Annotated in this window: 7 protein-coding genes; 1 reads left to right on the plus strand and 6 read right to left on the minus strand. The window is 70.0% G+C overall.

What is annotated here, in order from left to right; translation table 11 throughout:
* Positions 1 to 9: 9 nt before the first annotated feature.
* From FFK22_RS31750 to FFK22_RS31770, 5 genes are all read right to left on the minus strand, one after another.
* Positions 10 to 780, minus strand: coding sequence for a hypothetical protein (locus FFK22_RS31750; RefSeq protein ID WP_138891880.1), 771 nt, complete (start codon positions 778 to 780; stop codon positions 10 to 12).
* Positions 781 to 1,082: 302 nt separating this feature from the next.
* A complete protein-coding gene (locus FFK22_RS31755) occupies positions 1,083 to 2,111 on the minus strand; it encodes a 3-oxoacyl-[acyl-carrier-protein] synthase III C-terminal domain-containing protein (RefSeq protein WP_138891879.1) in 1,029 nt (342 codons plus the stop codon).
* A 41-nt stretch (positions 2,112 to 2,152) separates the two neighbouring features.
* Entirely contained in the window at positions 2,153 to 3,943 is a 1,791-nt protein-coding gene (locus tag FFK22_RS31760; protein ID WP_138891878.1) for a thiamine pyrophosphate-binding protein, read from the minus strand.
* 31 nt (positions 3,944 to 3,974) lie between these two features.
* Complete coding sequence (locus tag FFK22_RS31765; protein WP_186002750.1) at positions 3,975 to 5,585, minus strand: FAD-dependent oxidoreductase; 1,611 nt, start codon at positions 5,583 to 5,585, stop codon at positions 3,975 to 3,977.
* A 47-nt stretch (positions 5,586 to 5,632) separates the two neighbouring features.
* Positions 5,633 to 7,204, minus strand: a complete 1,572-nt coding sequence (locus FFK22_RS31770; RefSeq protein WP_138891876.1) for an NAD(P)/FAD-dependent oxidoreductase — start codon at positions 7,202 to 7,204, stop codon at positions 5,633 to 5,635.
* A 250-nt stretch (positions 7,205 to 7,454) separates the two neighbouring features.
* On the opposite strand from FFK22_RS31770, the gene FFK22_RS31775 reads away from it, so the two are divergent.
* Positions 7,455 to 8,204, plus strand: a complete 750-nt coding sequence (locus FFK22_RS31775) for a response regulator (protein ID WP_138891875.1) — start codon at positions 7,455 to 7,457, stop codon at positions 8,202 to 8,204.
* Here the strand turns inward: FFK22_RS31775 and FFK22_RS31780 are convergent.
* A partial coding sequence (locus FFK22_RS31780) for an ATP-binding protein (protein WP_143956900.1) occupies positions 8,168 to 12,150 on the minus strand: 3,983 nt, incomplete at its 5' end. The genes FFK22_RS31775 and FFK22_RS31780 overlap by 37 nt on opposite strands.

Raw genomic sequence — 12,150 nt, forward strand, 5'->3', positions numbered from 1 at the left:
GCCTCGGCGTCAGCCGGTCGCGGCCCTGGCGTTCTTCTGCCAGGAGGGAAGCGATGTCAGCGCTGCGCCGGACTGCGCGACCAGGAGCTTGTCGAGCTCCGCCGCGATCCGGGCCAGGCCGGGCACGTCATCGGACCAGGATTTGATCCAGCCGACCATCGCCCGTGCCAGGTCGGGGCGCTGCTCACGGAGCAGCGAGGCGACGGCGCATTCGATCTGAAGCGCCTGCTCGACGACCGGCATCGCGCGGGGCGGCAGATCCCGCATGCTGCCCAGCGACGTCTCGACGGGCTGCCGGCCCGGCAGGTGGATTCGGACACCGCCCATGGCGGGAACGGCGTCGAAGATGAAGGCCGCCGGCTGCGGACCATCGGGGGCGGTCACGGCGATCGCCTGGAACCGGCCGTTCATCTCGTCGGTGAACACGGTCAGGCTCGCCGACGTGCTGTCGCGATAGTCGAGATTGAGGGTGGCATAGCCGTCCGACTGGATTCGGCGGGCCACGATCACCAGCTCGGTCCCGCGAAGAGTCCAGTCGAACCGGTCGGGGATGCGCAGCACATCGGCACAGATGGTCACCAGCGGGGGCGCGAAATCGGCGGCCCGAAGCGCCGCACGGATCTCACCGAGATCCAGATGCATGGCGCGGAACGCGGCTTCGTTCGCACCGATCGCCCGGCTCGAAACGCCGGCGATGCCGCTGCGGGTCTCGACGGCGTCGAACAGCGCCGCCAACCCATCCGATGGGGGCTGTCCCCCAGGGGCGATCCTGTTGTGCATGAAGACCTCCAATTGTCCCGGCCGTCGATCTGCGACCGTCGCCATCCGCGCGTTTCAGTCATGCAACAATATTCCGCCGATATTCTCCGGCGAGCTTGGTGCAATATTGCGCGGCTCAGCTTGCATTCTTGTATAGGCGCTGAAACCTTCAGAGCTGTGACTGGGTTATGAACCACCATTCGCAGCCGATGAGAATGGCGGATGACGGAGGGCGGCCGCCGGAAACGACGGCGGGCCTCGACCGCATCGATCGAAGCCCGCGTCTATGGACCGGAGAGCGGGCCTGAAGCCGGCCCGCGGGATCAGACGGCGACCTGCCCCCGGGCGCAGCGCCGCCGCAGCAGCACCGCCGAGGTCTGCTGCTGCAGGCCGATGGTCAGCAGCACCAGATTGTCGCGGGCGATCTCGGGGTAGAGCGCCGCCAGCGTCACCGGCACCGAGGCCGAGGTCATGTTGGCGTATTCGGTCAGCGTCGACAGGTACTGGCCGGGCCGGATCGCCTCGGCCCAGGCGCCGCTCAGTACCGACGAAGCCTGGTGCGCGATCAGCGTGATCTCGTCGGCCGCCAGGCCGTTGCGGCGCAGCAGCCGGTCGACGATCCGCGGCGGGATCTTGGCGCCGTACTCCTTGTACGACGACGCCCCCTCGTCGCCGATATACATCAGCGGGGTGGTGAAGCTCTCGGCCAAGTAGGGCGGCGGCGGGTCGATCATGCCGACCGGCCGGGCGCTCATATGCATGGCGCCGAAATAGCCGGTGTCGGTGTCGGTCACCACGTCGACCAGGGCGAAGCGCTGCGGGTCGTCGGTCACCGCCATCACCGCGGCGCCGGCGCCGTCGGCGGCACCGATGCAGGTCGCCTCATGGTAGCTGACATGCCGGCTCCAGTTGCAGCCGCAGACCACCAGCGCGTTGCGCAGGCCGCGGCCGGTGCGGATCAGCGCCTCGGCCAGGACCAGCCCGTCATTGAAGATCGTGAACTCGGTCCCCAGCGGCAGCACCTGGCAGCGTGGCGGCAGGTTCAGCGTCTGGTGCAGCGCCACCAGGTCGTTCGGGCTGATATAGGTGGCCACCGAGGCGGCACCGATCAGGAGGTCGATGTCGCCGGCGCCCAGCTCGGCATCGACCAGCGCGGCGGCGGCGGCCTCGGCCATCAGCTCGACCAGGGGCTGCCCCGGCGCCAGGATCCGGCGCTGGTCGAAGCCCTGGAACAGGTCGGTGTGCGGCGGGGGGTTGGCCTTGATCCAGTCGAAGACCGGCGCGTCGTTGGTCCGAACCTGCTCCGGCACCGCGAAGCCGACGCCCTTGATCCGGGCGGTGTTGTCAACCATTCACGAATCCTTCCGCGGAGCCTCGGCTTGCGATGGGCATGTCAGGCCTGCGGCGGAGTGCGGTAATAGGGCGGCACCTCCGACCGGTCGATCTCCAGCACGATCACCTGCGGCCGCCGGTACAGCTCGGCCTGGCCGATCGCCCTGGCCAGGGCAGCGCGCAACTGCTCCGGGTCGCGCACCGTGTAGGTGGTGGCGCCCAGCCCCGTGGAAAACGCCACCAAGTCCGGCGCGCCCAGCTTGTAGTAGTCGGTCCAGGACGGCAGGGGGGGCTCGGGGAAGAAATGCGCGTTGCCCTGGCTGACCATGGCCAAGTCGTTGTTGTCCATGACGATCCAGACCGCGCCTATGCCGTAGCGCACGGCGGTCGACACCTCGCTGCCATGCATCAGGAAGGCGCCGTCGCCGGTAATCGCGATGCAGGTCCGGTCCGGCGCGCCGAGCTTGCCGCCGACCACGGCGCAGGTGCCGAAGCCGAGCGGCCCGGTGTCGAGCGACAGGTGCAGCTGGGTCGGCGGGTCGATCGCCAGGTCGTTCAGCGTCCAGCCGACGCAGTTGGCGCAGTCGATGAAGATGTGGCTGCCGGCCGGCACCACCTCGTTGATCACCCGCATCGCCGATTGCGGCAGGATCGGGCTGGCCTGGGACTCGCGCTTCTCCGGGTCGTACCAGGGCGCGTGGGTGTCCCGGATCCAGCGGACATAGTTCTTCCGCTCCGCCACCGCGGGCTCGTCCGGCTGTCGCCGCGCCGCCAGCTCGCACAGATCGTCGATGAATTGGCCGAGCTCACTGACGATGCCGAGCTCGATCGGGAACACGCGGCCGATCACCGCCTGGTCGGCATCGACCTGGATCAGAGGCCCCTGCGGCAGCAGGGCGGTGTTCCAGTTGCTGGTGGCGAGGTTGCCCAGCACCGATCCCATCACCATCAGTGCGTCATAGGCCGGGCCGCCGCCGGCGGCGGCGAGATACAGGCTGGGCCAGATGCAGCCGGCCAGGCCGATGTTGCGCAGCGACAGCGGGTGGGTCTCCGGGAACAGCGCCTTGCCGTCGGGCGAGGTCATCACCGGGATGCCGAAGCGCTCGACGAAATCGATGAACTTGTCGCGCCGCTCGCCCTGCATGGCGAAGCGGTTGCCGTTGCCGAGCATGATCAGCGGCCGCTTCGCCGCCAGCAGCAGGTCGAGCGCCTGGCCGGTGCGGGCCCGGTCGCTGGCCTTCGGCACGGTGCGGTAGTTCCGCCAGCTGTTCGGGAACGCGACCGGCTTGCTGGGCGTCTCGTTCGAGACATCGACCGGCAGGCTGATATGGGTGGCGCGGAACGGGATCGACAGCGCGTCGCGCAGCGCCTGGGTGAACAGCGTGGCGAAATCGTCCGGGCTGGCGATCATGGCGCTGTACTGCACCGAGGCCTGGTATACGGCGTCGACATTCAGCGTGCCGTCGATGCCCTGCTGCAGATAGCCCTTGCCGAAATAGCTCTCGGCCACCTCGCCGGTGATGGCCAGGACGGCGGAATGGTCGGCCTGGGCGTTCATCACCCCGGTCAGGGCGTTGACAGCGCCCGGACCAGTGGTGGCCAGGACCACGCCCAAGCCCCCGGTGACGCGGTGGTACCCATCCGCCATGTAGGCGGCGCCGGTCTCGTGCCGGCAGATGATGTAGGTGAACTCGTCCTCGCGCAGCCGCAGGTCGTTCAGCAGATACATGATACCGCCGCCGGGAATGCCGAACAGGTAGCGGACATCCTCGAGCTTCAGGTAGTCGAGCAGCAGCTGCGACACCGTCCGGTCGGTCACTGTGCGGTAATAGGTCGTGCTCTGCTGCAGCATCGCGGGGTCTTTCGGGACGAGGGACGGGAGATCAGGCGGCGGGGGCGAGGCCGGTGGCCGGGGCGGCCAGGCCGAAATGCCCGGTCAGCATCATCTCGGCGGTCTGCAGCGCGCCTTCGACCCAGCCCTGATAGGTCGAGTAGGATTCGCCGCAGATATAGACCTCCTCGTCGGCCGCCGGCTTGACGATGCGCGGCATCACCGCCGCGGTGTCGACGCCGATGTTCCAGGAATGCCAGCCGCCGCCATAGGGGTCGTCGCCCCAGTCGCGGAAGGCGGCGGCATAGGGCTCCGGCGCCTCCACCACCCCATGCACCTCCTTCAGCTGGCGATGTGCCTCGGCCACCATCAGCGCGCTGATCCGGTAGATGTCGCCCAGCTTCGGCTCGCCGCCGGTGACGAAGGGGTTGTGCCGGCCCTCGAAGGGCGGTCCGCTGTCGCGCACGCCCTCCCAGTAATCGACCGAGATGCCGTCGGTATAGGCCGCGACCAGCAGCGAATTGTGGTTCCGCGGGTCGCCACCGGGCATGTCGCCCTCGGTCTCGAAGTAATAGATCTGGCGCAGCGGCAGGTCGGTGACGGAATCGCCAGAGGTCAGTCCCAGCTCGTGCCACCAGGGCTGCGGATAGGCCAGGGCGAATTTGTACAGCGCCTGGCCGGTGACGGTGGCCAGCAGCTCGGCCACGCCGGGCTTGGCGAAGAACTCGCTCGGGCCGGCGCGGTCCAGCGGATGCTCGGCGATGCGGTCCAGCGACCGGCGCGGCATCGCCAGCACCAGGCGGCGCGCCAGGACGACATGGTCGTGACCGATGCCGTGGTCGTGGATGGTCAGGGCGTACAGCCCGTCCTCGCGTCGGCTGAAGGCGATCAGCTCGCGCCGCAGATGGACATGGCCGCCGGCCGCCTCGAACTCGTCGCACAGGCGCCGGGGCAGGGCCTCGTAGCCCTCGGGCAGATGGACATAGGGGGTCTGGTCCGGCGGGATCGACCAGTCCTCCATGTACCAGGGAATGGCCTCGGCCGCGTTCCAGTTGGTCAGCACCGTGTTGAAGCCGCCGCCGGCGAGGGCGAGGTTGTAGGCCTCGACGCTCAGCAGGTTCAGCAGCACCTGCCAGAAGCCGTGATTGCGCAGCGGGAAGCCGTTCAGCGTGGCGGCGGCGCAGGCGGCGCGCAGCTCCGCACTGCTCATCTTGGTGGCGCCGGGAATGACCGCCTCGATCGCCTGCACCACCAGCTGCGACGGCGACTTGCCGCGCTCCTGCTCGGTCAGCCAGTACGGCACCGTCGCGGCGTCGGCATATTCGCGGACCTGGAAGCGGTGGCTGCGCAGATAGGCCAGGTTCTGCGGCCCGCCCATGGGGAAGGGCTCGGTCTGGAAGCCCAGCTGCTTGACCAGCCCCATGACCAGCAGCTGCGAGGTCATGATCCGCATGCCGCCCAGCTCGGCCGGCACATGCGGCATGCCCGGCAGGCGGACGGTGTCGAGCCGGCCGCCGATCCGGTCGCTCATCTCGAACAGATGGATGCCGGTCGCCGGGATCCGGGATTCCGGGGCGGTGGCCAGCCGCCAGGCGCTGTACACGCCGCCCATGCCGCCGCCGATGATCGCACAGTCGATGATGCTCTCGGCTTCTGCGCCCATGATCATCACTCCGTCTGGAAGAGGGGTTGCCTGGTTGCGGCGGGCGGTCAGATGCTCACGATCTGGTCGACCGCCTCGAGCGAGGCGATCAGCGAGCCCTGGATCCAGGCCTGGTCGAGCGAGCAGTGCTCGCCGGCAAAGAACAGCCGGCCTTCCGGCTTTTTGCCGTCGAGCCAGATCGAGCCGAGCTGCCCCGGCAGCAGGAAGGCGAAGGCCCCCGCCGACCATTTGTGCGACTGCCAGCAGATCGACGCGGAATCGACCACCAGATTGTCGTCCAGGATCTCCGGATGGTATCGGGCGATGCTGCGGCGCACGGCCTCGACCTGCGCTGCCGGTTCCATCAGCCCGAGGCGCAGCGCGTCCGAGCCCCAGCAATAGGCGCCCAGCAGCGCCCCCGGCATCGAGGCATCGGCATTCGGCGCGGGACCGGTGCGCTCGTCATGCGTCGGGCCGGTGTGGGGGTTCGACCAGGGCCGCGGCGGCAGCGGGCCGCGCTCGACCTGCAGGTGGTCCATCGGATAGTAGGTCTGGCGCTGCAGCCCGTCAGAGATCGAGGCGCCGCCATAGATGCCGTAGCGCGACTGCCAGAACCGCTCGCGGCAGTCGAGGATGACCTTGGTCGAGGCGGCATAGGCCATCTGGCTGATCGACAGGCGCTTGCCGTAGCTGAACCCGTCCAGCTGCATCCGGCGCATGACGCCGAAGGGCAGGGTGCACAGCACATAGTCCGCGGTCAGCGTCTGCGGCCCTTCCGGCCCGACATAGCCGATCTCGACGCTGGTCTCGGAGGTCAGGCTGATGCGGGTGACCTCGTGATTCGGCAGCACGGTGCCGGGGCGCAGCATCGCCGCCAGCGTGTCGGGCAGCTGGCTCATGCCGTCCTGCAGCGTGGTCAGGTTGTTGCCGGTGCCGACGATGGTGTCGCGGATGAACATCGTCACCGCCTTGTCGAACCAGACGGCGAGGCTGGTATAGGCGCCGACCAGTTGCTTCACCGACTGCGGCAGCACGGTGTCGAGGAAGGCGCCGAGCGACAGGCTGTCGAGGTAGCGCAGCCGGTCGGTCGTCATCTCGCCCTTGAACAGGCTGTCCTGCTCGAACGGGGTCAGCGGCGCGATGGCGTTGGCCAGCACCCAGCCGAAGATGGCGCCGCCGGGATCCTGCGGATAGGCGCCGTCCGGTGTGGGCGGCGTCTCCGGCAGGCCGTAGCGCGGATAGATCCGGCTGCGGTCGTCGCTGAGCCGGCAGACCACGTCGTGGATGTCGAGGAAGTTCTGCTCGACGCTGTTGACGAACGGGATCAGCCGGCCCGTCAGGCCGGCCCGGTCGATGTAGTAATGGGTGTAGTCATGCGAGCCCGGGACGCGCATCGCCCCCAGCTCGTTGTAGCTGCCGTCCTTGAAACGATGGGTCAGGATGCGGCCGCCGACGCGCTCGCTGCCCTCGAGGATGGTGGCGCTGTGGCCGAGCTGCTGCAACTCATAGGCCGCCACCAGGCCGGCGATGCCGGCGCCCAGGATCACCACATGCTTGGTGCCGTGCCCGGCATTGTCCCGCCGGATCCGCTGCAGCATCTCGGCGATCGGGACATGCGGATAGGTGCTCTGCTCGGACATGCTCGCCTCCGCCGATTCGAGCGGGGATCAGAGAGATCTACCCCGTTCGCAATAAATTTTAAGAAAAAGCTTTCGAATCCTACTCCGACCAAGGGCTGATTCTTGCCATATGACAGGATCGGATGCCGAATCCTACTGACTCTGGTAGCATGTTGCGCGGCGCGGGATGTAAATCAGATATGAACGGCCGTTCGCATTCATCCGCTACGCGCCTCGACAAGAACGGCTGCGGGGCAGGGCAGGATCGTTGATGAGTATCAGGATGATGGACGGGGCGGGCGGCGGCGGCCGGCGCGATCGCCTGATCGTGGTAGAGGACGACCCGGTCACGCGCACGATGATCGCGCGCTACTTCGCGGAGGAAGGGTTCGAGGTGGAGGAGGCGGCCACCGGCGCGGAATGCCGGCGGGCCTTGAAGCGCAGCCCCGCCGACCTGCTGTTCATCGACATCCAGCTGCCGGATGGCGACGGCTTCGACCTCGCCCGTGAGATCCGGGCGACCAGCGCGGTCGGCATCATCTTCGTCACCCAGAAGGACAGCGAGGTCGACCGCGTCGTCGGGCTGGAACTGGCCGGCGACGACTATGTGACCAAGCCGGTGAAGCTGCGCGAGCTGCTGGCCCGGTCGCGGGCGCTGCTGCGCCGCCGCGGAATGGAGCGCGACGCCGCCCGGCACAATTCCGTGGTCACCTTCGACTCCTGGCTCCTGGACCAGACGCGGCGCGAGCTGACCACCCGGGACGGCACGCCGGTGCGCGTGACGCGCGGCGAGTTCGACCTGCTGGCGGCGCTGGTGCAGGCCAATGGCCGGCCGCTCAGCCGCGACTATCTGGTCGAGGTGGTCAGCAACCGCGACACCGACGTCGGCGACCGCACCGTGGACGCGCTGGTCGCCCGGCTGCGGCGCAAGCTGCAGACGCCTGACGGCGCGCCGCCGGTGATCGTCACCGTGACCGGCGTCGGCTACAAGCTGGGCGTCCGCACCGACGCCCGGGGCTGAGCCGACCGCCGCATCTCAGCCATCAGGGCATCGACCGACAGGCGGCGAAGCGGCCCCAGCGCCGCCGCCATCTCCGTCAGGCCGTCGATCGGCGCGTCGTTGCCGGCGCAAGCCTCGATCGCGGAGGCGTGGCGGGCCAGGCGGATCAGGCCCAGCGCGCCGGCCGAGCTGCTCAGGCGATGGGCCAGGCGGGCCAAGTCGCGGCGGTCGCCGGCCTCGGCCGCGGCGCCGATCGCCTGGACCATCGGCCGTGAGACCCGATGGAACATCAGGGCCAGCCGCGCCAGCTCGCGGGTGCCCAGGATGTCCTGCCGCTCGTCGTAGAACTCCTGGTCGACCAGGGCCATCGGATCGGCCGACACCACCGGCGGCTCGACCGGCGAGCGGGAGTCGGAGACGGCGGCCAGCATGCGCTGCAGCGCTGCCAGCTGCAGCGGCTTGCCCAGGATGCGCTCGATGCCCGCCAGGGCGCAGCGCTGCCGGCTGCCGTCGGTCAGGTCGGCGGTCAGCGCCAGGATATGCGGCGGCTCGCGGTCGCCCGGCAGGGCCCGGATCCGCCGCGTGGCCTCCAGCCCGTCCATGCCGGGCATGTGCAGGTCCATCATCACGACGTCGAACGACGCGGCCGCCGCGGCCTCGATCGCGGCCTGGCCGCCATCGGCGAGGATGGCTCGATGGCCCAGCCGGCCGAGCAGCCCGGCGGCCACGGCCCGGTTGATCGGGTCGTCGTCGACCACCAGGACCGACAGGGCCGGGCCGTGCACGACCGGCGCCGGCGCCTCCGGCTTCGCCGTGCCCGGCGTCACCGGCACGGCCAGGCGGAAGGTGCTGCCGTCGCCCGGGGCGCTGTCGACCGTCAGCGTGCCGCCCAGGAGATCGGCGATCCGCCGGCAGATCGCCAGGCCAAGCCCGGTGCCGCCGTAGCGCCGCGCGATCGATGAATCGGCCTGGATGAAGTCGCCGAAGATGCGTTCGTGCATGTCGGGGGCGATGCCGATTCCGGTGTCCGTCACCGCGACACGCAGCGTCGACCGCGATGTCGCCCCCGGCATCGGCTCCAGCCCGACCGTCACGGCGATGCCGCCCTCCGAGGTGAACTTGACGGCGTTGCTGAGCAGGTTGATCAGCACGCGGGCGAGGCGGCGGGGATCGCTGCGCAGGATCGCCTCGGGCGGCGCCTCGATCGACAGGGTCAGCGCCAGCCCCTTGGCCGCGACCTGGGGGCGGATCAGCTCGGCCGCGTCGGCCACCAGCCGGTGCAGGTCGAAATCCTGCAGGTCGAGCGCCTCCTGGCTGTTCTCCAGCCGGGCGTAGTCCAGGATCCCGTCGATCAGGTCGAGCAGGGACCGGCCCGAAGCCTCGGCGATCTCGAGGTAGCGGCGCTGCTCCTCGCCAAGGCGGTGGCGGTCGAGGATCTGCAGCATCCCGAGCACGCCGTTCATCGGCGTCCGGATCTCGTGGCTGACCACCGCCAGGAAGCGGGATTTCGCCTGGTTGGCGACCTCGGCGGCGCGCCGCGCCCGACGCGCCTCGCGCTCCTTGGTCACCGCGCGGTTGCGGGCGGCGGCGAGTTCTGCGGTGCGCTCGCCGACCTTTTGCTCGAGTCCTTCATTCGCCTGCAGCAGATCCGTACGGGCACCGTCGAGGGCGGTGAACAGCCGGGCATTCGCCAGGGCGATCGCCGCCTGCGCCGCCAGGACCTGCACGACCTCGAGCCGGCGGGGGCTGAAGATCCCGGTGGCGAGGTTGTTCTCGAGATAGATCAGCCCGTCGACCTGGCCCCGTTCATCCAGCGGGGCGCACAGGATCGAGGCGACGCGACGGGCCTGGATGTAAGGATCCCGCAAGAATTCGGACGAATGCTGGGCGTTGTCCAGCACCAGGGGTTCGCGGGTGCGCAGCACATAGGACAGGACCGACCGGGGCACGGCGGTGCTTTCCTCCAAGCGCCCGGATCCTTCGCCGAGGACCGAGATCTCCCGGTCGCGTCCGATGGCCTCGACATACAGGCCGTCGTCGCGGCGCAGCACCAGGACGCCGTAGGACGCCCCGGCGCTCTCCTGGATCGCTCCCAGCACCCGCTGCACCAGCTGGCGCAGGTCGATCTCGCGCGAGATCGAATGCGCGGCCCGCAGCACGGCCCGGAAATCGATGTCGTCCTCGCCGGCCTGGCTGCCGGCTTCGCGCAGCGAGGCGCGCCCGGCGCGCGACCGCACCGCCAGCCGCGGGAATTCCTGCTCCAGCGCGGCCACCTTGGCGGCTGCCCCCCAATAGCCGTACAGCGTCGCCGCCTCGCGCAGATGGGCCGTGCCGGCGACCTCGTTGCCCAGGCCCAGGCAGAAGCGCCCGGCATATTCATTCGCCAGCGCGGCCTGATGGGTCAGCTTGGCGGCCTCGGCCCGACGGATGGCGTCGCCGTAGAGGCTGAGCGCGTCGCCAGTCCGCCCCTCGGCCCGCGCCAGCTCCGCCTCGACCAGGCTGTTCAAGGCGCCGAAATTGTGCGGGCTCAGCGCACTCCAGCCGCGCAGCCGGTCGCGCTGCGCCGTGAAGTCGTCGCCGCGGTGGCCGTCATTCGCCAGCGCCGCCAGCAGCAGGAAGGCGACGCCGTCGGCTTCGACCGCGAGGCCGGTGGCGCCGGGCAGGTTCGCCATCGTCGGGCCGATCAGGCGCCGGGCCGCGCCGAGGTCCCGGAACAGCAGGGCCAGCTGCAGCCGGCGGATCAGGTAGTTGCTGCGGGCGACGAGATCCAGCGCCTGCAGATGGGCGTCCTCCTCCGCCTCGCTGCGGACCCGGTCGGGCGCCATGCTGGTCGGCGCCGGCGTCCGGCCCATCAGCGCGGCGGCGAAGTCGACCTGCATCCGGCAATGCGCGGCCGCCGTCCGGTTGCGGTCGCCGATCAGCCGCAGATGCTCCTCGCCGATGCGGGCCACCTCGGCCAGCGGCCCGCCGCTGCCCAGCAGGTGGATGACATAGGCCGAGGCGTGATAGGCGCCGAACTGGATGTCGCCCATCTCGAAGCCGGCGCGGATGCCGTCGAGGTTGAGCTGCAGCGCGCCCACCAGCGGGTGCAGCCAGTGCCGCAGGAAATAGGTGTAGACGAAGGTCACGCTGGCGGTCAGCGGGTGGCCGAGCCGGGCGTCGAGGGCGATCGCGGCCCGGGCGAAGGCGTCCGCCGTCACGCTGTCGCCGGTCATGCCGCGCAGGGTCAGCGCCAGGGTGACGATGATCCCGGGAGCCAGCGTGTCGGCGCCGTGCTGCAGCATCAGATTGGCGTTGCGCAGCGCCATCAGCGCGAACAGCTCCGGCTGCAGCGTGTTGTGCGCGTCGGGCGCCAGGCGGAACAGGATCTGCATCGCCGCCGCCAGGCGCCGGTCGTGCAGGGGCGGCAGGTCCAGCAGCGCCTCGGCCGGGCGCCCGGCCATCAGCCGCTGGAACTCCCCGAACTCGGCGCCGACGGCCTCGCGCTGCTGCTCCACCGTCACCGGCAGCTCGATGCCGACCAGGTGCAGTGCCTGGCGGCCGACCTCGATCGCCTCGGTCTCCAGCAGCCGCGCGTCGAGCGACACCAGCTGCAGCATGGCCAGCTGCAGCCGGTGCTCGTCGTCCTTGAGCCGCGCGGTCAGCGCCTCGACCTCGCGGTCGAAGGCGGCGTGGTCCTGGGTCAGCATCCGGCATTCGGCCAGCAGCAGTGCCGCCTCGGCGATGTCGGCGTAGCGGGTGTCCCACAGGCCCGGGTCGGTCAGGCGCAACCCGGTCTCGGCGTAGTCGCGGGCGGGGGCGAAGGCGGCCGCCGCCCGGGCCTGCCGGGCCGCGATCAGGTTGATCTCGGCGCAGCGCGCCCGCAGTGCCGGGTCGTCATCCAGCGCGCCCGCGGCGTTCAGGTGCCGGGCGATGGCGAAGGCGGCGCCGGGCAGCTGGGCCTCTCCGGTCCGTTCCAGCAGCAGCA

The organism is Mycobacterium sp. KBS0706, assembly GCF_005938675.2.
Classification (GTDB): domain Bacteria; phylum Pseudomonadota; class Alphaproteobacteria; order DSM-16000; family Inquilinaceae; genus Inquilinus.